Here is a 23,980-nt window from a genome sequence, read left to right on the forward strand (position 1 = left end):
TTAACCAACGTAATTTGCGTATTATAAGTATTAGTTTATATTTGCACTACTTCAATACAAGTAACAATTCAATTTTAGCCTCTTTTGCCCTTCCAATCAGGGAAATTTGCCTGGCTAACTTTCAACTTTCTTAAAAAACTATTACCATGGCTAAAGAAAACACGCCTGCAAATTTTGATTATAACTCAACCAGGAATAAACTGATCCTGTCTGAATATGGCCGTAACGTACAAAATATGGTTAAATATATTGTAGCGCTGCCAACCAAAGAAGAACGCAACCGGTACGCACAGGTAGTTATTGACCTGATGGGTTTCCTTAATCCCCACCTGCGCGATGTAGCCGATTTTAAACACAAACTGTGGGACCACCTGCACATCATATCTGATTACCAGATTGATGTGGATTCACCTTATCCCAAACCATCACCGGATGCCGTACATATTAAGCCCGCGCCATTAAATTACCCTCATCAGCGTATCAAATACAAACACTATGGCAAAACCATTGAGCTGATGATTGAAAAGGCCAAAGCCATAGAGGAGCCGGAACGCAAACGCCACATGATCCAGGCCATAGCCAATTTCATGAAAATGGCTTATGTGCAATGGAACAAAGACTCGGTGAGCGACGAAAGCATCCTGTCAGATCTATATGCTTTATCGGGCGGTACATTGAAACTGGAAGAGAACATCAACCTTAACCGTGTTGATTTCCGCCCCAATAACTTTCAGCAAAACAATACCAATAATAACAACCGCGGCCGCAACAATAATCAAAACAATCAAAATCGCGGCGGTGGTAGTGGCGGCAGGCAAAACAATAACCAAAACCGTAACAACAACCAAAACCGCAACCGTAACAACGGCGGCGCAAAAAAATATTAACCCCACCCAACCCTCCCCTTCAGGGGAGGGCTTTTGCTTTTCTTCTGCTTTCCCTCTTTCATAAAAGTATCTTTTGGTACAGGATATTTAGCAAGGTTTTTCCATTAATTTTCTAATCTTTGCCGCATATAAATTATTTGACAAAACCGATCATAGCTTTTACAGTTTATCATTGGTGATCTTATCAATTATCCGAAATTCCGCATGACTAACGCATTTGTAATAAATGGCGGCAAACCGCTAAAAGGTGAAATAACCCCTCAGGGTGCAAAAAACGAGGCTTTACAGGTTATATCTGCTGTATTGCTTACCGAAGAAAAAGTAACCATCAGTAACATCCCCGATATTAAGGATGTAAACAAACTGATAGAGCTGCTTGGCGATATGGGCGTTATTGTTGAACGTATTAACGAGCATACTTACACCTTTGAGGCCAAAGACATCAACCAGGATTTTTTCTTGTCTGAAACTTTTAAATCAAAGGGTGGCGGCTTACGTGGTTCTATCATGATAGTTGGCCCCTTGCTGGCTCGCTTTGGTAAGGCATCCATTCCTAAGCCAGGTGGAGACAAAATCGGTCGCCGCAGGTTGGATACCCACTTCCTGGGTTTTGAAAAACTCGGCGCACAGTTTAACTACAATCCCGAAAATGGTTTCTTTAATGTAGATGCCTCCAACCTGCAAGGTACTTATATCCTGCTGGACGAAGCTTCTGTAACAGGAACGGCCAACGTGGTAATGGCCGCGGTATTAGCCAAAGGCACTACTACTATTTACAACGCCGCCTGCGAGCCTTACCTGCAGCAGCTTTGTAAAATGCTGAGCCGTATGGGTGCTAAGATCAGCGGTATTGGCTCAAACCTGTTAACTATTGAAGGTGTTGAAAAATTAGGCGGTACAGAGCACCGTTTATTGCCCGATATGATTGAGATTGGTTCATTTATCGGCCTTGCAGCCATGACAGGCTCCGAGATTACCATTAAAGATGTTCAATACAAAGAATTGGGCATGATCCCCGACGTTTTCAGGCGTTTGGGCATTAAACTGGAGCTTAGAGGTGATGATATTTTTATTCCTGCCCAAGAACATTACGAAATAGAAACTTTTATCGACGGCAGTATCATGACCATTGCCGATGCACCCTGGCCCGGCTTCACCCCCGACTTATTAAGTATAGTGCTGGTTGTAGCTATCCAGGCCAAAGGCTCGGTACTGATCCATCAAAAAATGTTTGAAAGCCGCTTATTCTTTGTAGATAAACTGTTGGATATGGGTGCGCAGATCATCCTTTGTGATCCGCACCGTGCTACGGTTATCGGTTTGGATAACCAGGTTAAATTGCGTGGCATTTCCATGACCTCGCCAGATATCCGCGCCGGGGTTTCCTTATTGATCGCAGCACTATCTGCGCAAGGCCAGTCAACCATTTACAATATTGAACAAATTGAACGCGGCTATCAGCACATCGATACCAGGCTTAAAGCTTTGGGGGCGGATATAACCCGTATTTAAGCTGAAAGCCGAAGGCCGAAAGTTTAAGGCGTAAGGCTCAAAGCATAAAGCCGAAGCTTATTAAAAGCTCAAAACATAAGGACAAGCAAAAGCTTTCGGCCTTATGCTTTGAGCTTTTAGCTTAATGGGGCTTTGAGCTTTCTGCTTTATAAATATATTTTTATAGCTTTATGCTTTCAGCCTTCAGCTCAAAACCCATTATATAAACAATGCCTTACAAAAACCGGAAATCTACCTACGTTTATTTTGTACTGATATTTGTATTTATTAAAGTTGTTCTTAATCTTTTCGCGATATCGCATTTTGGTTTTCACAGGGATGAGTTTTTGCACCTTGTGCTGGCCGACCACCTGGATTGGGGATACAAGGAAGTACCGCCGTTTATAGCCATATTGGCAAAAATTTCTATAACTTGTTTTGGCAACTCGGTTTTTGCGGCGCGATTATTCCCTACCCTGTTTGGTGGGCTCATTGTGCTGCTTACCGGCCTCATCGTCATTGAATTTGGCGGAAAGAAGTTTGCCATAACTCTTGCCTGTTTATCGCTCATTTTTGCGCCTGCCTTTGCAGCAAGTGACTATCTTTTTCAGCCTGTAGTATTCGATCAGTTTTGGTGGGTATTAACGGTTTGGCTGCTCGTAAAATACCTCAACACTACCGATGTAAGGTACCTGTACTGGCTTGGCGCAGCCGTCGGCTTTGGCGTACTTACTAAGTACACTATGCTGTTTTTCGCCGCCTCGTTGGTTATCGGTATCCTTATCAGCAAACAACGTAAATTACTGTTCAATAAGCATATTCTCGGCGCTGCCTTGATAACAATAGTTATCGTACTGCCTAACCTCATCTGGCAAATAACGCACCACATGCCTGTATTTACGCATATGAAAGCTCTGCGCGAGCAGCAGTTGGATTACATTACCCCAACCGACTTTATTAAACAGCAATTACTGGTCAACGGCGTAGCGTTATTTGTATGGCTTAACGGACTGGCGTTCCTGATATTTTCATTCAGGCTGCGTAATTTCCAGTTTCTGGCATTGGCTTATGCGCTCATCTTCTTTTTTTTATTGATGATGGATGGCAAAAGCTATTATATATTTGGCGCCTACCCCATGCTGTTTGCGGCAGGCGCCTTTGGTTTTGAGCGTTTATTAAAAACCACCGGCTATGTTTTGCGTACTGCCCTGGTAATATTGTTTACGTTGCCCAATGCTTTGTTACTGCCAATTTTATTGCCCATTTTACCAATGGACCAAACCCTGGCATTTTTTCGGTTTGCCGATAAACACCTCCCAGCTGCCCGTTTTTCGATGACCTGGGAAGATGGAAAGAAGCACGCTACCACACAGGATTATGCCGACATGCTTGGATGGGATGATATGGCGGCATTGGTTGATAAAGCTTACAAAAGCTTAAACCCTGAAGATCAAAAACAGACTATGGTTTATGCCGATAACTACGGTGAAGCCGGTGCAATCCACCATTACCGCAAGCAATACGGCTATCCCGATGTAATATCACTGAACAGCAGCTTTACCCTTTGGGCACCAGATAGCCTCAAAAGCAAATACCTGATTTATGTAGATGAAAACGGCGGAAAAAATATTAAGGAATTTGTGGAAGGGAAAATGATAGGCAGTTTTACGAAAGTAGGCGAAGTAACTAATCCGCTTGCGCGCGAAAAAGGCACGGCTGTGTTTATTATCACGCCAAATTATCGGTTAAATGAACGGTATTCTCCTGAGTTAGCGAAGAAGAGGTTGGAGTAATTTGAGGTGAAAGGCGAAAGGTTTTTAAAAGAAAAAGGTTAAAGAACACCGCAAATTGCGGCTACCTTTAACCTTTCGCCTTTATCCTTTCGCCTTAAAATCAGGCCGAAATGGCGTTTATAATATCATACTGGGTAATGATCTCAATTTTACCCTGCCCGTCTTCAACCAATACAGCAATGTTGTCTTTATTGATCATGGCCGAGATCCTGTCTATCGAAGTATTCAGATCAACAAAGGGGAACGGAGCTGTGGTAATGTTCTTGATCGGCTGCGATTTGATGGATGGGTTTTCGATTAGTGAATCAAGAATATCGCTTTCGGTGATCTTACCAATTACCATACCTTTTTGTGTAACCGGGATCTGTGAAATATTGAGCGATTTAATGGTGTTGATGGCTTCTAATACGCTCTTTTCGCAATCAATAGTGATGATCTCCTGTACATCTTTTTTGCTGATGATATCGCGGGCGGTAAGTTTCTCGTCTTTCAGGAAACCGCGGTCGCGCAGCCAGTCGTCGTTGTACATTTTACCAAGATAGCGGGTACCATGGTCCGGGAAGATGATCACTACAACATCGCCCTCTTTAAACTTATCCTTCATCTGCAGCAAGCCCGCCACGGCTGAGCCGGTTGAGTTGCCGGAGAAGATGCCTTCCTTACGGGCAATTTCGCGGGTCATGAGGGCAGCGTCCTTATCTGTCACCTTCTCAAAATGATCTATCAGGCTAAAATCAACGTTTTGCGGTAGGAAATCTTCGCCGATACCTTCGGTGATATATGGATAGATCTCGTTTTTATCAAAAACACCTGTCTCTTTGTATTTTTTAAATACAGACCCGTAAGTGTCAATACCCAAAACCTGGATAGCAGGGTTCTTCTCTTTCAGATAACGGGCGATGCCCGAGATAGTACCACCGGTGCCAACACCTGCAATAAGGTGCGTGATCTTGCCCTCAGTTTGCTCCCAAATTTCGGGACCAGTGCTTTCATAGTGCGCCTGCGAGTTGCTCAGGTTATCATACTGATTGGGCTTCCATGAGTTAGGGACTTCCCGCTCAAGCCGTGATGATACCGAATAGTACGAACGCGGGTCTTCTGGTTCTACATTGGTTGGACAAACAATTACCTCGGCACCAAAGGCGCGCAATGCATCAAATTTTTCTTTTGATTGTTTATCGGTGCTGGTAAAAATACACTTGTAGCCTTTTATCACAGCTGCAATTGCCAGGCCCATACCGGTATTGCCCGATGTGCCTTCAATAATGGTTCCGCCGGGCTTTAGTTTGCCGCTTTTTTCGGCGTCCTCAATCATTTTAAGGGCCATACGGTCTTTTATGGAGTTGCCGGGGTTGGTTGTCTCTATCTTGGCTAAAACGGTAGCAGGGATGTCCTTTGCTACTTTATTCAGTTTTACCAGCGGCGTATTGCCAATGGTATCGAGTATGTTGTTGTACCACATAATTTAAATCTCTACTAACCCGGTATATAAAGCAGGGTTACGCCTCAAAAATAAGTTTCTTAAATGATATTTCTTTTATGGAAAAGTAAATAGATCTGCATCCTATAAACATACATACATAAATGTAATAAATTTAAACCGGTGACAATTACCAAAAAATATACCTAAACATGCAGGCACCAATAAAAAAATCATTATTATTTTTCAGTTTCTTAAGTTTTTGTATAACTGCCGCATTTGGGCAAAAGCCGCTTACCCCAAGCCGGCAAAGCAGCTATTATACCTACATATATAAAATAACGGATGGTGATGTGTTTAAATTTTACCGCTACCCACGTAAAAAACCTGATGAGCAAATATTACATAACCCCATTGATTCGTTTAAAACAAACGATAAATGGAACAACACACTCCCTCCCGGCAACTATTTGAAAGTAGTTGCCAAAAAGAATTTACTAAGCTATTCGCTTATCGAAAACCGCTCGGCCAATTTAAAACTGCTGGCCAATAACTATGACCTCCGCTTTATTTTGGTTGATCGGGCAGGCAAAGCTATTAACAACGCTTTAATGCAGTTTAACAATCATACCGTTACTTATGATTCAAAAGCCGGCTTGTATATAGCTAATCCTTCAAAAAGGGATACCATACTAAAAGTTGATTACGCGGGCGTAACCAATTACTACGCTATAAAAAAACAGCAGCGCTCATCTTATTATCATTACAACCCGTATCGGCATATGAGCTTTTTTAAGGCTGCCTGGAAACGCTTTAAAAACCTGTTTAAGGGGCACGACAAATATTACGGCCGCCAACCCGCAGATAAATACGAAGGCTTCATGGTATTTAATAAGGCCATTTATAAACCACATGATACTGTAAAGTTTAAGGCTTTCGTCTTAAATAAAAAATCAAAACAACCTATAACCGCAGCTCAGCTTTTAGTGCGACTCAAAGAACGCAATGATGAAGACGGTAAGATCATCGGCAAAGTAAACAGTTACCGCTATGGAGCTTATGAATATAGTTTCGCGCTTACTGATAGCCTCGACCTTTCGCTTGATGAAGATTATACCATCTCGCTCGAAGATCCGTCGAGCGAAAAATATAAACTTGATGATTATGACGGCGATGACGATCAGGGCTTTTTAGCCAAACGCAAGGTTTTTCTGACAGGCCGGTTTAAATATGAAGAATACGAGCTTAAATCAATTACCTTCAGCACCAGGGTTGATAAAGAAGAACACGGGCCCGGAAATCCGGCTACATTATATTTAAAAGCAGTTGACGAAAATAACCTGCCGGTTACAGATGGCAGGGTTACTGTTACATTCAATACCCGTGGCACCGGTACGCGCACGCAAAACTACACTTTTGTGCCCGACCAGCTTTGGACACACCGGTTACAGCTCGACCCGGTTGGTGAAACCAGGCTAATTATCCCTGATTCTATCTTTCCGAAAGCGGATATCACTTATACCATTAATTCGGAGTTTCTGAACACCAATAACGAACAGCAATCGGCCAATAACGATATGAGGTACCGGTACAGCAGGTTTAGTGTATCTGCCAAATTAAACGGGGATACACTGATCAGTAACGCCTTTGACAATGGCAAGGCCATACAAACTGCGGCCACCATTAGCGCCCTTAACGCAAAGTATGATACCATATCCAGGATCAGGGTAATGCTCCCGTCAAAAACTATCATTAACCCTTATGCCGATAGCTACGATATTGAAACAGACAGCGCCTATGCCGACCTCGACCTGAAAGATAATAACGCCGGCATCTCGCTATCGGGCTATCGCACCGCCGATTCAGTGTTTGTAAAGGTTGAAAACCCGCGGCACCTGCATTTCTGGTATTCGGTATTTGGCGGCAACAAATTAATTGATGCAGGGCAGGCCAATAACCTGTTTTATACACGTGCTTACAATGGTCAAAACCTCGTAAACTTCCAGGTGCATTATATCTGGGCAGGTGAAAGCAAAACCGAAGCCACCGATATCACGTACCGCGATAAGCTGCTGACCATCAACGTTCGTCAGCCGATATCCGTTTATCCCGGGCAGCAAGCTAAAACCGACATCGTGGTTACCGATGCTAAAGGTCAGCCTGTAGCCAACGCTGATTTAACGGCCTGGTCAATGACGAGTAAGTTTGCCGACTACAAGGCGCCGTATGTGCCATACCTTGGCAAAGGTTTTACTTATCGCAAGCAAAAAATGGGTTTTAATACCGGCAATATAAATGGCGATGGGTCATTACAGCTCAACTGGAAGCGCTGGAGTAAGGAAATGGGGCTTGACAGTATTGCTTACTACCAGTTTACTCACCCTAACAAAATTTACCGGGTTGAAGAAGACGCCAAAGACTCGCTAACTCAGGTGGCGCCCTTTGTGATTAAAAACGGCGATGTACTGCCCGTACATATCCTTTATATTGATGACCGGCCGGTGTACTTCGACCAAACACAGCAGCTTAAACGCTACAGCTTCGCGGTATCGCCGGGCAGGCACATGTTCCGGTTCAGGACCAGCCATCAAAACGTTTGGGTAGATAGTGTGGATGTACAAAAATCGAAAAAACTGATCTTCAGCATTAATGCGGATAATGCGCACTCAACAAAGGTTTTGGATACATTGAGTACCTATGAATGCGATCTCATCAACCGTTACCTGATTACCGTTATCAATAATTTTGGCTGGAAGATGGCCCTCCTTACCCAAAACGAAAAGGTATTCATGATCAATCCCGACCCGAACTATGGTTACCGGAACAACAGCGTACTCATAGGTCCGTCGGCCGAAAACTTTGCCAATTTAGATTTACAAGGCAGCGGATCACGACGTTTTGTTGCCGAACCAGGTTATTCATTTCAGTTTGAGCCCGGCCTTATTAAACAAAAAAGTATCCCCACTACTTATCCCTTCAACCCCATACTATCGTCATACCAGGGCCCGGCCGATGATTATACACAACAGGTACTTACCCAACCCGAGGCCGAAAGTATCTGGCAGCAATATCTTGACCTGCGCAGCAACACGCAATCGCTTTTTGTAAACCCTACCATCACCGGCGAAACAGGTAAACTAAGTATGAGCATCGATCAACCTAAAGGCAAAAAACTGTTGGTTAAAAACCTGATCGTTTATAAATATGATGACCCGGACTTTTTATTGATCTATCCCGGCAATACCACATACATTAATAACCTTAACGCCGGCAGCTACAGGCTTTTATTTTTGCTTAAGGGCGATAGTTATGATATTAAAGAAAATGTAACCATAAAAACAGGTGGTACTAATTTTTACAATTTTACGGTGTTGCCCACGCATGGCAAAGATTCGGTAGGTGTGCGGATCAGCAACATTATCAATAACAGGACGGGCGGCTATAATCACGGTGACCGGGAAATAGAAAACGATGCCCTGAAAATAAAAGAAGCGTTTAATGATAAATACCTTGATACCGGCAACTTCGGCGATATGATGAGCGGAATAGTTACCGCCAGCGATGATAAATTGGTTGTACCCGGCGTAACCATAAGGGTAAAGGGTTCATCAACAGGTACGCAAACTGACATAGCAGGGCGCTTTAAATTAAAAGTACCCAAAACCGGCAAACTCATTGTAAGCTTTATAGGGTACGAAACACAGGAGTTAAGCATACAACCCGGTGCAACTATCAAGGTAGTCTTAAAACCCAGCTCAAAATCCTTGCAGGAAGTAGTGGTTATTGGGTATGGCGTGCAACGAAAAGCGGAAATGACCGGATCGATAGCAACCGTATCTTCCTTAGAAGGCGGGCTTGCTGGCCTGACAGTAGGTAACGAAGCCAATATCATGATCAGGGGCATTAATTCATCACCGTCGGCCCAGCCGCTGATTGTGGTGGATGGCGAAATTGTTGATAAGCTATCTGACGTAAATAAAGATGACATTGCAGAAATTAATGTATTGAAAGACGCCGCTGCAACCGCTATATATGGTGCACGCGGTGCAAAAGGCGTCATCGTGATCAGAACTAAAGCTAAACCCGGTTTGGCTGGAGGCCAAAGGGCCGACAGTACACAAACCGGCAGTTCGCAAACCATGCGTAAAAACTTTTCTGACTATGCCTACTGGCAACCTAAGCTCACTACCGATGAACACGGGAAGGCCAGCTTCATGGTTACCTACCCCGATGATATCACCAACTGGCGAACATTTATCATCGGCATAACGGGCAACAGGCAAACCGGCTTTACCGAAAGCAGTATCAAATCATATAAATCATTAAGCGCAAATTTTATCGCACCGCAATTTGCCATAGCCGGCGATGAAATGAACCTGATTGGTAAAGTGATGAACTACAACAATACCTCCGCAAAGCTTACCCGTATTTTTAAATACAACGGCCAGACTTTGAAACAAGACGAGCTGGAAGTTAAAAACTCTAAAATTGACACACTTACTATTACTGCTACTGCTGCTGCTTCTACCAATCCTACCGACAGCCTCACTTTTGAATACACCATTAAACGGGATAACGGCTATTTTGACGGCGAGCAACGCAGGATCCCGGTAATGCCGCAGGGTGTTAAAGAAACCAAAGGGGTTTTTGAGGCACTTGACCGCGATACCACAGTGAACATGAAATTTGATCCGGCTTTGGGACCAGTCACTTTCCGGGCAGAGGCTTCTGTATTGCCTGCGTTGACTGAAGAAACCCGCAAGCTGAGAGAATATAAATACTTATGCAATGAGCAGCTGGCTTCAAAATTGAAAGGCCTGCTCATGGAACGACACATTAAAAAGTTTTTGGGCGAAGAGTTTAAGTACGAAAGAAATATAAAAGAGGTGATTAAAAAACTACAGGAAAACCGCAAAAGTAACGGTACCTGGGGCTGGTGGAAGGATAGTAACGAAGAACTCTGGATTAGCCTGCATGTGGTAGAAGCATTGATAGATGCACAAAAAGAGGGTTATGCTGTTGAACTGGATAAACAAAAATTAACCGACTATCTCGTCTTTCCGCTTGAAAGTTACAAAGGCAGGGACAAAATACTTTGCCTTGAGTTACTTCATAAACTGGGAGCGAAAGTTGATTACCAGAAGTATGTAACAGGCATTGAAAAAGAGCAGGTTAAGGAACAAAAAAACTTCGACTATAAGTTGTCGGGTTATGATAAGTTAAGAATGATGTTATTGCGGCAGGAATCTGCCCTATCCATAAAAATGGACAGTTTAATCAACACAAGTAAACATACTATGTTTGGTAACCTATATTGGGGCGAAGACGGTTATCGCTTTTTTGATAATTCGGTACAGTTGAGTGTATTAGCCTACCGCATTATCAAAAACGAAGGCAGGCATCCCGAGCTATTAACCAAGATCCGCGGCTACTTCCTTGAACAACGCCGTCTTGGAGATTGGCGTAATACTTATGAATCGGCGCTGATACTGGAAACTATTCTGCCAGATCTGTTGACAGAAAATAAACAGGTTCAACCATCGCAGATCAGGCTTACAGGCACCGATACAAAAACGATCGACAAATTCCCTTATTCGGCAACGCTAACTGATAAAACAATCAGTATCAGTAAAACAGGCAGCCTGCCTGTATACATTACCGGCTATCAGCAGTTTTGGAACAACAAGCCCGAAAAAGTAAGTAAAGATTTTACAGTAAATACCTGGTTTGAGCGCAAGGAAAAAACAATAACCACCCTGAAAGGCGGTGAACCTGTATTATTAAAAGCAGAAGTAACAGCCCGCGGCGATGCTGATTTTGTGATGATAGAGATCCCGATACCTGCCGGATGCTCGTACGAGAGTAAGGAGCAGCAATGGGACAACAATGAAGTACACCGCGAATATTTTAAAGAGAAAGTAAGCATATTTTGCCGAAGCCTTAAACAGGGCAAATATACATTCACCGTAAATCTCATCCCCCGTTACAACGGTAAATACACCCTAAATCCGGCCAAAGCCGAAATGATGTATTTTCCGGTATTTTACGGCAGAGAGGGGATGAAACAAGTGGTCATTGGGGCATCAGGTCATTAAGTCATTTTTGCATTTTGTCAGACTTACGAAGTTTCAAAAACTTCGTAAGTCTTTTATTCATTAAGCTATTAAAAAAATGACCTAATGACAAAATGACTCAATGAATAAAATGACTAAAATTTAAGATGCTTAACCGTTAACCCGTTATTGATCAACTGCTTTAACGATTCGATACCTATGTGCAGGTGTGTTTCAACAAACTGCTCTGTTACTGACGAATCGCTTTCGGCGGTTTTTACACCTTCAGGAATCATCGGCTGATCTGACACTAACAGCAACGCACCTGTAGGAATCTTGTTGGCAAAACCGGTGGTAAAAATAGTAGCTGTTTCCATATCAACGGCCATGGCACGCAGATCTTTCAGGTATTTTTTGAAAACTTTATCATGCTCCCAAACGCGGCGGTTAGTGGTGTAGCAGGTACCGGTCCAGTAATCACGTGAATAATCACGGATGGTAGTTGAGATAGCCTTTTGCAACGCGAATGACGGCAATGCAGGTACTTCGGGAGGTAAATAATCGTTGGATGTACCTTCGCCACGAATGGCGGCTATCGGCAGGATCAGGTCGCCTACGTTGTTTTTCTTCTTAAGGCCGCCGCATTTACCTAAAAATATTACCGCTTTGGGGTGAATGGCTGTGAGCAGGTCCATAACAGTAGCCGCAACCGAACTTCCCATACCAAAGTTAATAATGGTAATACCGTTAGCAGTAACGCTTTGCATTGGTTTTTCAAGCCCCATAATAGGCGCGTTATCATTCCATTGCGAAAACAGCTGGATATACTTTGAAAAATTGGTAAGGATAATATACTCACCAAATGCTTCAAGTGGCCGGCCGGTATAACGCGGTAACCAGTTAGCAACAATTGCTTCTTTTGTTTTTAATCCTGATTTTACGGGCGATTGCACTTCTTTCACCGGCGGTGGTAAGGCTTCTCCGTCCTTTTTAATGTTTAATTCTTCGTTCATATGATTTCTTTTTATACAGCAAACCCCGGTATAAGAACCAGGGCGCGCTTTATTTTTTAATAAATATAAGTGTTTGCTTATATACTGTGCGTTAAGCTACTTTTAACTTTTTCAGATCAGATTTTTCAAACTTCTCGCGTGCGTAATCCAATGTTACGTTCAACCGTTTCACATCTTTTTTGGATGGGAACTCAAACATAGCATCGATCATGATAGCTTCGCATATTGAGCGTAATCCCCTCGCACCAAGTTTAAATTCCATTGCTTTATCAACAATAAACTCCAGTACTTCGTCTTCAAAATCAAGCTTTACACCTTCATATTCAAACAGTTTTTTGTACTGTTTCAATAATGAGTTTTTAGGCTCGGTTAAGATATTGTGCAATGCTTCCCTATCAAGCGGGTTGAGGTAGGTAAGCACCGGCAAACGGCCTATCAACTCAGGGATTAAACCAAATGATTTCAAATCCTGCGGTGTAATATACTTATAGAAGTTTTTAGTATCGATATCGCCCTCATCGTGCTTAAACTTGTAACCAACAGTTTGGGTACGCAGTCGATTGGCGATCTTCCTTTCAATACCATCAAAGGCCCCTCCGCAAATGAAAAGGATGTTACTGGTATTTACCGTGATCATTTTCTGATCCGGGTGTTTACGGCCACCTTGTGGTGGTACGTTAACCATGGTACCTTCTAATATCTTCAATAGTGCTTGTTGTACACCTTCTCCGGATACGTCGCGGGTGATAGAAGCATTATCGCTTTTACGGGCTATTTTATCAACCTCATCAATGTAAACAATACCTTTTTCGGCAAGGGTTACATCATAATCGGCCGATTGCAGTAAGCGGGTCAGGATGCTTTCAACGTCCTCCCCTACATAACCGGCTTCGGTTAGCACAGTAGCGTCGCAAATGCAAAACGGAACGTTAAGTACTTTGGCGAGTGTTTTAGCAAGCAGGGTTTTGCCCGTACCTGTTTCACCTACCATGATGATGTTCGATTTTTCAATCTCAACCTCATCTTTATCAATACGCTGATTTAAGCGTTTATAATGATTATATACAGCTACCGAAAGTATCTTTTTGGCATCATCCTGCCCAATAACATACTGATCAAGATGTGCCTTCATCTCTGATGGCTTAAGCAAGGCCGGCGCCAGAGGCGATGACTTCACTTTACGTACCTTCAACTCCTCAGCCAATATTTCATTGGCCTGGTTCACACATTTATCACAAATATGTGCATCAAGTCCTGCTATTAACATCAGGGAATCCTGTTTACCGGCACCGCAAAATGAACACCTGATCTCTTTGCTGTTTTTATTCATCTGATTTGTCTTCTTACTCAAAGTTAAAAAATTAGTGGTAAAAAACAAAGTATTGTCCGTAAGTCGGGAAGTCTGTAAAGTCCGAAAGCAACAATACCTTCTGATTTTAACATGCTTACTTCCGGACTTCCCGACCTATCGGACTTATGGACTCAAGATTACTTTCCTTTATTACCTCTTAAAATCTCGTCAACCATACCAAATTCTTTGGCTTCCTCTGCAATCATCCAGTAGTCACGGTCAGATGCATCCCAAACTTTTTGGTAAGGTGCACCGCTGTGATCGGCAATGATCTGGTACAGTTCTTTTTTCAATTTAGTGATCTCCTGATAAGTGATCTCTATATCCGACTGCTGGCCCTGAGCACCGCCTGATGGCTGGTGGATCATCACCCTTGCATGCGGAAGCGCTGCCCTTTTACCTTCAGTACCGGCTACCAACAATACTGCAGCCATTGAAGCGGCCATACCTGTACAAATAGTGGCCACGTCATTTGATATAAATTGCATGGTATCATAGATACCTAAACCTGCATAAACCGAACCACCTGGTGAGTTGATGTAGATCTGGATATCGCGTTTAGCATCAGCCGATTGTAAGAATAGCAACTGAGCCTGGATAATGTTTGCAATATTATCATAAATAGCATCGCCCAGGAAAATGATACGGTCCATCATCAAACGCGAAAACACGTCCATGGCCTGTACATTAAGCTGGCGTTCTTCAAGAATGTATGGTGTCATGCCGGTTGGTACGGTAGTGATACCACCTGTTGGCATATTGCCTCTTTCAACACCTGCAATATATTTGTCTACATAAAGGCTGTTAATACGGTGATGCTTAACAGCATATTTTCTGAATTCGTTTTTATCGATATTACTGCTCATGGTTTTTGTTTGTTGTTCGTTAGGAAATGCGGGCGTCTTACCCGCGATAAATATAGTTTTTAGTTCAATAGATTTTTTGCAAGATAGTTTTTATTACGTAATTTTTTGATGAGGCCTACGTGACTAAACCTGTTTTTTTGGTCAAAACTAACGGTAGAGCTTGCAGGGAAGATGTTGGTAACAACATCAGCTGCTCTGCTTCCGTCATTGCGAGGCACGAAGCAATCCCAAACTTTACAGGTCGGCTTGCATATCCACTCTGCTAATCGGGGATTGCTTCGTACCTTATAATGACGTGATCGTAAGTTGTTGATTATTAAGTGTATTTTTTCGATCAGTTTTATAATATGGGCGTTGCCTGCGGCCGGGCTTTCCGTTGCAAGTCCTCGCTTTTCCTGCCCACAATCCTAACGCGCGCTCCGGGCTTTACACTGCAATCCCTAACGCGGCCCCCGCGCACCATCGCTAAAGTATATTTTACATGTCATCACGGTTTTTTCACGGCCTCCCTGATGGTTACTCGCAATGACGTTGGGTTTTGAGCTAAGGTTATAAAACACCAAAAGCAACCTTGTGAGTTGCTTTTGGTGAATATGCTATAAAATCTCTCCCTTTTTAGGGCGATTTAAAAGCTGCTTACTGTGCTGCAGATACCAATGCACTGAAATCAGTGTAAAGGATATCCTGCTTATCTAAAGTGATCACATTTTTGATATAGTCAAATACCTTTAATGCTTTTACCTCTTCAAATATTTTGTTAGCATTTTCTTTGTTTTGCAGGTACTGAACGGTATACTGGCCTAACTGATCTTCAGGGATCGCTGTCGGGCTGTACATCCTGAACTGCTGGTCTAAACGGATCTTAGCCAATTCAAACACATCTTCGTATTTAATCTCGATAGTGTTATCGGTAATGATCTTATTTTCTATCAAAGTCCATTTCAGGTTTTGAGCAAAATCGTTGTAACCGCCTTCTAATTCCTCGTCGCTTAATTTCTCGTTGGTTGCTTTTAACCAGCGTTTCAGAAACTCGTCAGGAAGGGCGAAATCAACTTTAGCGACAGCCAGTTTGTACATGTCGTCCTGCAATTTGCGGTCGGCATCCTGAACCATCATGCTTTCAAGCTCTTCAGTAATTTTAGCTGTGAACTCCTCTTCGGTAGTTACTGTACCTTCACCAAATAATTTGTCAAAGAACTCCTGGTTAAGATCGCTTTCTTCTAAACGGTTAACGTTTTTAACAGTTAATTGGAAATCGCCTCTTAAATCAGCTGCATCGTCTTCTTCAATTTTCAATAAACCGGCAATTTTAGCTGCGTCGTTATCAAAAGCTTTACGAATATCGAATGTTAACACATCGCCTTTTTTCAAACCGATCAATGAAGCTTTGATAGCCTCATCTTTGATCTGATCTAAACGTACAGACGCTGTATTGGTTATTCCATCCTCAAAAACACTACCATCAGCAGAAAGTTGAACTAATTCGCTGTAAAGAACGTCATCATCTGCCGATACGTCAGGATTTGTCATTTTGCCATAGCTGCGGCGGATGTTTTTGATCCTTGAAGCAAGCGTTTCGTCATCAACTTTGATTACGTATTGGGTTAATTTATCTTTTGATGAAAAGTCGATGCTGAACTCAGGAGCTAAACCTAATTCATAGCTAAACTCAAAGTTATCGGCAAAATCCCAGTTGTATTCTTTGTTATCATCTGCAGCAGGCAATGGCTGACCCAATACAGCCAGTTTCTGCTCGTCGATATAGTTATTTAAAGTATCTTGTAACAGGTTGTTGATTTCATCAACAAGGATGCTTTTACCGTACATTTTTTTGATGTGCGATGCAGGCACCATGCCCGGGCGAAAACCAGGAATTTTTGCTTTTTTAGCGTTTTCCTTTATAGCTTTTTCAACACGTGGCTGGTAATCTTCAGGGTTGATGTTAATTTTAACAACTGCGTTCAGGTCATTAATTTTTTCCTGTGTAATATTCATCTTTTTACCGGGTATTTAATTTAATCCTTTGAAATATAGCCTAAAACCTAATCCGTGCTATACAAAATTCGAGGCGCAAAAGTATGAATTTATTTTTAATTAGTGCCTGAATTTATATTGTTTTCAAATTTTACAACATAGCTATTAACAGGCTTTATAGTTTTCAAATAAGCATGAAACGGCTCCGGCCCATTTTAAAAGTTTCCTCATTTAAATTATAGATGGCTGATAATAGAAAAAGCCGGGATTTAAATAAAATCCCGGCTTTACTGTTTCTTAAAAACGCCGATCAGTCTACTTTTTTGATAGACGAAGCTCCCGACTTATCGTTATTCACGGTAGATGGGGAACCTTTATACTCAATTTCGGAAGCACCACTGGTATGCACGTTCAGCGTTTTAAGCACATTGATTTTGCAATGTCCAATGCCCGATGTTTCGATATCATAGTCCCCAACAACAAAATCAAAGGCTTCTATTTTACCGGCGCCGCTCAGGTCAATCTTGTGCGATGCTGCCTGGCCTGTAAGGTGTACATCTGTGGCGCCACTGCCGTCGGTCGAAACATTGGCCGCGTTAAGGTCAAGCGTAACTTTAGTAGCACCGGAAAGATCAAGCTTGAAATCTTTAGCGTTGAGCTTGCCATCAGAATTAACTTCAACCGCACCTGAAGCTTTAATTTCTTCAAGGTTTTTCACGCCGATGTTGATCACCATATCACCGGGATCGCAGAAATTCTTTTTTGATTTAATGTGTAATACACCACCTTCAACCGAAGTTGAAATATACTTGATCAGGTTATCATCAGCTTTGATCTCAATAGTCAACGAACTATCCTGTTTCAGGTGTACTTTAAACGCGCCCGAAATTTCAACTTTTTTAAAATCTTCGGCCTTGCGCTTTTCGGTGGTTTGATTTCCTGAGCCGTGCACACATCTGTAATTACATGATGATAATATGCCGGTGGCTATAAATGCACTTGCTATAGTGAAGGTAAAAAGGTATTTTTTCATGGTTTTGGTGTTATGACGCCGGTTGGCGGTTTAGTGTTACATCAAAATTAAAAAAAGCTATCACATTTTAGATGATAGCTTTTGAATATATGATGGACTTTTGTAAAAGTAAGATATTAAAGGCCTGCAAATTCGTTTTCAATGGTGTATTTAGCAGGAGCGTTGGTTACTTTATCAGTGAAGTTTACGGCAGCAAATGCGTTGTTGTTTACAAATGATTCGCGGGTGTGGTTAAGGGTGTAAACATCGGCTGTACCGGTAAACTCGGCTTTAGCTTTGTCATTAACGTTTACTGTTGCAGCATAAGCGTCGACGTTCAATTTAGCAGATGCATTGTTATAAAGATTAACGTTAAGCTCAAGGGCTGCAAGTTTTCCGAATGATTTAACTTCGGCATTGTCGTAAGCATTAATCGCTTTAAGATCGTTCGCGGTTACCCAAACTACCAATTTTTCGTTTTTATATGAGGTGATCCGTAATGTACCGTTGTTGTTTTGTACCAACGCGCTTTCTGAGTAATACTTGTTATACACTTTAACATTGTCGTTTTCGCCGGCTGATACGTATACCTCAACGTTACCGCGGACTTCGATCTTACTGATCTTGCTTACATTATTTAAAACTACGGCTGCGCCGTTATCATTTTTGGTTGCTGCGTTAGCTGCGGTTGATACTCCAAGTGCTAAAACTAAAGAGGTTGCGATTGTTAATATTGTAGTTTTCATGATGATTAATATTTTGATTGTCAATTATTTGTGTTTCTATTTCATTTAATACACAGATAAGACGCCCTCATTTTTAAAACGTTACAGCGGTTTCGGGCAAATTAGATGTACACCGGGTTTTAGTCGGCGAACGGGGGATTTATATCGGTAAAAAGCGGAAGAATTTTATGTGCAGATTTCAGATATGCACATAGAAAAAGCTTGTGATAACAAAAGAAACACTGTCCGAAAGTTCTCTGACTTCGGACGATTACGCCTGTAGCCTCTGGATCATGGCGTATTAAGGGTTATAAAAATTTGTTACCTGACCCCACATGATAAGCGGTTTGCTTAACATGCGGCTTAGCGAGTGGAATGTTGAAACAACAACATGACGATAAAACAAAAAAGCCGCCCCTTTGCGGGCGGCTACACTATATATAATTGACTCAAAAAAATGGCGTTTATAAAGTTGCAAAGTCATTAACCCTTGGTTTGGTCTCTTTGTTTAGGGTTTCGGTAGCGTGAGCGTATGCTAAACCATTGCTGTTAACATTTGATGTTGCGTTGCGGGTTAAGCTGTATTCGTTGGTGTTACCTTTAAGTTCGGCTTTTGCATTACCGCTGAGGGTGATGCTGGCGCTATAAGTATCCAGGTTAAGATTTGCAGATGCATTGTTGTTTAATTTAACATCCAGCTCGATGCCTGAAAGACTGCCGAATGATTTAATATCGGCATTATCATAAGCGTTAATAGCACTCAATTGATTCGCGGTTACCCATACTACCAATTTTTCGGCTTTATATGATGAGATGCGCAATACACCTTTTTGTGACTGAACCAGAGCATTTTCAGAATAGTAGCGGTTGTAAACCTTTACCTGGTCGGCCGGGCCGCTTGATATGTAAAGTTCAACATTGCCGTAAACTTCAATTTTGTTGATTTTACTGATGTCGGTTAAAATGATGCCTGCATCAGTTTTAGCAGTATTTGCAGATGCGATGTTTGCGAAGCCAAGTACCATAAACAGTACGGTAGCGATGGCGGTTAATGTAGTTTTCATGGTATTAATATTTTGATTGTCAAGTGATTATTATTTTATTTCATTGAATACATACATATGACGATCTCAAATAAAAAACGTTACAGCAGGTTTGGCCTAATTAGCTGTAGGGCAGGTTTTTGTCGGTAAAGGGGTGATTTTTCCCGGTGAAATGGGGAAGAAAAATTAGAGATAAATTAATACTTCCTATAATCCTGAGCTGGAAAATACAGCGAACTCTGAAGTTGTAGTGACAAAAGATGGCCTGTCAGTCTGAGCCCGTCGAAGACTCGTGCGCAGAGGCCTGCCCACCATGCTTCGAGAGCCTCAGCATGCAATGTCATTAAGTTAAGGAAAATCCCCCAGAGGGGGAACAGGTTTGTAGCAAAATATTATACCGATAACAACCGTGCCAGAGGTACGGAACACCGGAGTTGTGTACCGCTGGCACACCAAAAATCTATTCAAAATGGTTTCTACAAACCTTTTGCACCTCTGGTGCAGCTTGTCAATCTCTTAACTTAATGACATTGCTCAGCATGACACCCACTTTTAACATGCCGGTAGGTAAACTCGCCCGCTTGCTAACCTTTCGAGAGCCAAGCAAAGCGTCGATCTGTCCTGTGAGGTCCTGAAACAAGTTACCCATGACAAGTTTAAAAAACGCCTGTCATTCTGATTGTAGCGAAGAATCTTCTGCAAGATACAGGGCCGCTAAGCAGGGCGAAGAAGATCCTTCGTTCCTCAGGATGACAATAAGTATTAATGTCATTTCACTTTCAGAGGCCTCGGATTTAAACACTCAGGATGACGGGTGGGTATTAAAAGAGAGCTATCCATCAACTCAAATAATAAGCCTCACCATCAGTTTTAATCTTCCCTGCATCGAGCAGTAGGCGTACGGCTTCCATCTTTTCTTTTTCGGTACCGATATTGATCCCCGTTATCAGCCCGCCAATATCGGGGTTGCCAATACTAAGCAATTGTACTATTTCGGTGGTGATGTTGTCGAAGATTTCGTCTTGACTTACCCTGCGTTTTTCCTCAAGGCAAACATCGCAGATCCCGCATTTACGGCCATTTGGCTCATCAAAATAAGCCAGCAACATCTGGCTCCGGCAGCGTTTATGAATGGCGTAGGCAAAAACAGCCTCCATTTTTTGACGGTACACTTCCTCACGCTGCTCAATATATTTGCGGTCGATAATAAGGTGACTGCCCTGCACCCGTGGCTTTAAATAGGTAACCTGGGGTTTATCAGTTTGCTGCATATAGCTAAGCAATCCATACTGCTGCAATTGTAACATTCCCTCAATAACCTGCTGAACGCTTATGCCTGTTCGCCTTGCGATATCAAACTCCTTGATACGCACATAATTTTCAAAAGCGCCACCGTATGAGCGAAGCAGGGTTTTGATAAAAGGGTCCCAGCCGGCGTTCTGGATCTGGAAGTTATATAGCTGTTCGTTAACTACCTCAAACTGGAAACGCGAAGGCAAAAATACACTTTCGTTAAAAGCCAGGTATTCATCGCGTTCTAAAAACTTAAGGGCATTGAGTGTTTTAATAGCATCGAGCTTAAAACGGCTGCAAAATTCGCCAAGGTCGAGATCAAAGCTTAAACCCTCGCCGGCCTCATAAGCTACCTGGTAATAATTGGCCAGGTTATGATATACCTGCTTAATCTCCTCAACCGATGGGAAATTAAGCTCGTACATCTTTTCCTGTTTCAGCTTATCGGCAGGGTTATATAGCAGTACGCCAAAGGCTTTTTTCCCGTCACGCCCACCCCGGCCGGCTTCCTGGTAATAGGCTTCCAAGCTTTCCGGGATATCCTTGTGGATCACAAACCGTACATCCGGTTTATCTATCCCCATACCAAAAGCATTGGTAGCCACAATAACCTGTAACCGGTTATTTTTCCAGGCCTCCTGCTTTTCGGCGCGCTGGTCAACAGTCAGGCCTGCATTATAATAATCGGCCCTGATACCGTTATCGATCAAAAATTTCGCTATCTCAAAAGTTTCCTTCCTGCTCCGTACATATACAATGCCGCTTCCCTTAACACCGCGTACGATATTTAACATTTTACGGAACTTATCTTCCTCATGCTGCACCACATAACTGATATTGCGTCGTTCAAAACTTTGCTGGTAAACAACCGGATTTTTGAATTTCAGCTTTTCCTGAATATCGGCCTTAACATCGGCGGTAGCCGTTGCTGTAAGCGCAAGCACGGGCACGTTGGGATGCAGCTCCCGCAGATCGGCAATATGCAGGTACAGCGGCCTGAAATCGTAACCCCATTGCGAAATACAATGCGCCTCGTCCACCGCGAAAAGGTTTACTTTCATGTACTTCACCCGCTCGCGCACCAATTCGCTCAGCAAGCGCTCGGGCGACAGGTACAGGAACTTCACCGAGCCATAAATGCAATTATCCAGCGCCAGGTCTATCTCACGGCGCCCCATGCCCGATACTATCGATATAGCATTGATGCCTTTGGCCCGCAGGTTTTCAACCTGGTCTTTCATGAGTGCGATAAGCGGCGATATTACAATGCAGATCCCATCTTTGGCCAATGCAGGAACCTGGAAACAAACCGATTTACCGCCACCGGTGGGCAACAGCGCTAAAGTATCGTTCCCCAATAAAACAGATTGGATGATCTCGGCCTGCATAGGCCTGAAGGCATCATGGTTCCAGTACTGCTTTAATATTTCTTCGATGGTCATGGGCAAACGCTGACTTCAAAACTATTAAATTTAAGGGAAATTTGGACGGGTTATGAATAGAAGGTTAATGTCGGAATCAGAATTTATAAAATTAAAGGATTTACTGAATGCAAAGAAAATTCGAAAAATTCTTTAATTCACTTAATTCAAAAAAAATCCGAAATCGAACATCCGAAATCCCAAATTAACATTGTGGGCGTTACCTTCGGCCCGCGCTATCCGCTCATACTGCGCAGGCCTTAGCCGCTTGGCCGGTATCCCAATGTCATTAAGTTAAGAGATTGACAAGTTGCACCAGAGGTGCAAAAGGTTTGTAGAAACAAATTCGCATAGATCTCTGGTGTGCCAGCGGTACACAACTCCGGTGTTCCGTACCTCTGGCACGGTTGTTTTGAATATGTATGTTGCTACAAACCTGTTCCCCCTCTGGGGGATTTTCCTTAACTTAATGACATTGGCCGGTATCCGCTACTATCGCTAACGCAAAACAGGTAGTTAATTAAACCCCATCAACCATTTATAAAATCCGGGCCAGTCGCCATTCCATTGCTTCTCATTGTGGGATGCACCTTTGATTATAGTAACGGGGGCGTTTCCGGGTCTCACCCCTCTTGATTTCAGCAAATCGGCCATCTTTTGCATGTCGGCAACCATGCTCTCACTTTCGGCATCACCGCAAACAAAATAAAAACGGCTATTTTTACTTACTACAGCTTGCTGGGCCTGGTCATAAATCTGCGGTGCAATCCAAAACGCGGGCGAAAATATACCTGCATTTCCAAACACTTCCGGGTATTTAAGTGCTGCATACATGGAGATAAGCCCGCCCATTGAGCTCCCGGCAATTGTTGTGTGTACAGCATCACTTTGGGTACGGTAATGTTTATCAATATATGGCTTAAGGTCATTAATCAAAAACTGTATATAATCATCTCCCCTGCCCTCACCATATTTTGAATTGTACGGGTCATATTCAGTTATGCGGAACTCACCACCATGGTCAACACCAACTATGATACTTTCCTGTTGACCTGGTAGTTTATCCATGAGCTCATCAATCCCCCATTCACCATAGGCAGAGGTATACTCATCAAAAAGGTTTTGGCCATCATGCATATAAATTACAGGGTATTGGGTTTTGCCAACCTCATATCCTGCCGGCAGATAGATCCAAACCCTCCGCTGCCTGCCTAATTGAGGTATTTCAAAGTTTTCGCTGATGATACTTACCCTGGCAGTAGCTGTATGTCTCTTTTCGGGCCGTGCAAAATTGTCCTGCCAACCCGCGATATCAAGCAGAACGGTGGTATCGCCTTTTACCAGGAGGCTTCTGTTTTCAACAGCCTTGCCAGCGGTGTCACATTCCACTGCGTTCCAGCTGCCGCGGGTAATTTTAAAGTGAATAATGCCGGCGGGTAAATCTTTATTTAAGGTATAACTTCCTTTGTTGTTTTTAACAAGTTCCCAGGCTTTATCAGCTGGGTTCCAGCCATTAAAATCACCTGCCAAAAAAAGGCGTTCAGAAGGGCTTTTCAGGGCCGAAATTTTGCCGGTAAAAAAGGAGATTTTCACCTGGCTAAAAAGCAAAAAATTTTGGCCCAAAAGCAAAAACGCGCA

14 protein-coding genes are annotated in these 23,980 nt (G+C 42.7%); 4 read left to right on the forward strand and 10 right to left on the reverse strand.

What is annotated here, in order from left to right; all coding sequences use genetic code 11:
- Window positions 1-146 precede the first annotated feature (146 nt).
- The 3 genes from MusilaSJ_RS07045 to MusilaSJ_RS07055 all read left to right on the forward strand — a co-directional run bounded on the left by MusilaSJ_RS07045 (window position 147) and on the right by MusilaSJ_RS07055 (window position 4,171).
- Complete coding sequence (locus MusilaSJ_RS07045; protein WP_112652024.1) at window positions 147-887, forward strand: DUF4290 domain-containing protein; 741 nt, start codon at window positions 147-149, stop codon at window positions 885-887.
- A 204-nt stretch (window positions 888-1,091) separates the two neighbouring features.
- A complete protein-coding gene (gene murA, locus MusilaSJ_RS07050; RefSeq protein ID WP_274989319.1) occupies window positions 1,092-2,399 on the forward strand; it encodes a UDP-N-acetylglucosamine 1-carboxyvinyltransferase in 1,308 nt (435 codons plus the stop codon).
- 209 nt (window positions 2,400-2,608) lie between these two features.
- The gene (locus MusilaSJ_RS07055) at window positions 2,609-4,171 is read left to right on the forward strand and encodes an ArnT family glycosyltransferase (protein ID WP_274989320.1); all 1,563 of its coding nucleotides are present in this window, start codon (window positions 2,609-2,611) and stop codon (window positions 4,169-4,171) included.
- Between the two features lie 100 nt (window positions 4,172-4,271).
- Here the strand turns inward: MusilaSJ_RS07055 and MusilaSJ_RS07060 are convergent, their stop codons facing one another.
- Window positions 4,272-5,633: a cystathionine beta-synthase gene (locus tag MusilaSJ_RS07060; protein ID WP_090524540.1), complete on the reverse strand. Its 1,362-nt coding sequence runs from the start codon at window positions 5,631-5,633 to the stop codon at window positions 4,272-4,274.
- Window positions 5,634-5,803: 170 nt separating this feature from the next.
- Here MusilaSJ_RS07060 and MusilaSJ_RS07065 point away from each other — a divergent pair, with 170 nt between their 5' ends.
- Window positions 5,804-11,686, forward strand: a complete 5,883-nt coding sequence (locus tag MusilaSJ_RS07065) for an alpha-2-macroglobulin family protein (protein ID WP_274989321.1) — start codon at window positions 5,804-5,806, stop codon at window positions 11,684-11,686.
- Between the two features lie 113 nt (window positions 11,687-11,799).
- Here MusilaSJ_RS07065 and MusilaSJ_RS07070 read toward each other — a convergent pair whose 3' ends face one another.
- The 9 genes from MusilaSJ_RS07070 to MusilaSJ_RS07110 all read right to left on the reverse strand — a co-directional run bounded on the left by MusilaSJ_RS07070 (window position 11,800) and on the right by MusilaSJ_RS07110 (window position 23,935).
- Window positions 11,800-12,657 (reverse strand): AMP nucleosidase, encoded by an 858-nt coding sequence (locus tag MusilaSJ_RS07070; protein WP_274989322.1) that lies wholly within the window; start codon window positions 12,655-12,657, stop codon window positions 11,800-11,802.
- A 91-nt stretch (window positions 12,658-12,748) separates the two neighbouring features.
- On the reverse strand, window positions 12,749-13,987 hold the full coding sequence (gene clpX, locus MusilaSJ_RS07075) for an ATP-dependent Clp protease ATP-binding subunit ClpX (protein ID WP_090524534.1): 1,239 nt from the start codon (window positions 13,985-13,987) through the stop codon (window positions 12,749-12,751).
- Between the two features lie 158 nt (window positions 13,988-14,145).
- Entirely contained in the window at window positions 14,146-14,874 is a 729-nt protein-coding gene (locus MusilaSJ_RS07080) for an ATP-dependent Clp protease proteolytic subunit (RefSeq protein ID WP_090524532.1), read from the reverse strand.
- Between the two features lie 636 nt (window positions 14,875-15,510).
- Window positions 15,511-16,869, reverse strand: a complete 1,359-nt coding sequence (tig, locus tag MusilaSJ_RS07085) for a trigger factor (protein WP_274989323.1) — start codon at window positions 16,867-16,869, stop codon at window positions 15,511-15,513.
- Between the two features lie 289 nt (window positions 16,870-17,158).
- Window positions 17,159-17,881: a head GIN domain-containing protein gene (locus tag MusilaSJ_RS07090; protein WP_274989324.1), complete on the reverse strand. Its 723-nt coding sequence runs from the start codon at window positions 17,879-17,881 to the stop codon at window positions 17,159-17,161.
- A gap of 116 nt (window positions 17,882-17,997) precedes the next feature.
- On the reverse strand, window positions 17,998-18,606 hold the full coding sequence (locus tag MusilaSJ_RS07095) for a GIN domain-containing protein (RefSeq protein WP_274989325.1): 609 nt from the start codon (window positions 18,604-18,606) through the stop codon (window positions 17,998-18,000).
- Window positions 18,607-19,049: 443 nt separating this feature from the next.
- Complete coding sequence (locus MusilaSJ_RS07100; protein WP_274989326.1) at window positions 19,050-19,649, reverse strand: GIN domain-containing protein; 600 nt, start codon at window positions 19,647-19,649, stop codon at window positions 19,050-19,052.
- An 818-nt stretch (window positions 19,650-20,467) separates the two neighbouring features.
- Window positions 20,468-22,363, reverse strand: a complete 1,896-nt coding sequence (locus tag MusilaSJ_RS07105) for a RecQ family ATP-dependent DNA helicase (RefSeq protein ID WP_274989327.1) — start codon at window positions 22,361-22,363, stop codon at window positions 20,468-20,470.
- 495 nt (window positions 22,364-22,858) lie between these two features.
- A complete protein-coding gene (locus MusilaSJ_RS07110) occupies window positions 22,859-23,935 on the reverse strand; it encodes an alpha/beta hydrolase (RefSeq protein ID WP_274989328.1) in 1,077 nt (358 codons plus the stop codon).
- Window positions 23,936-23,980: the final 45 nt, after the last annotated feature.

The organism is Mucilaginibacter sp. SJ, from assembly GCF_028993635.1.
Classification (GTDB): Bacteria; Bacteroidota; Bacteroidia; order Sphingobacteriales; family Sphingobacteriaceae; genus Mucilaginibacter.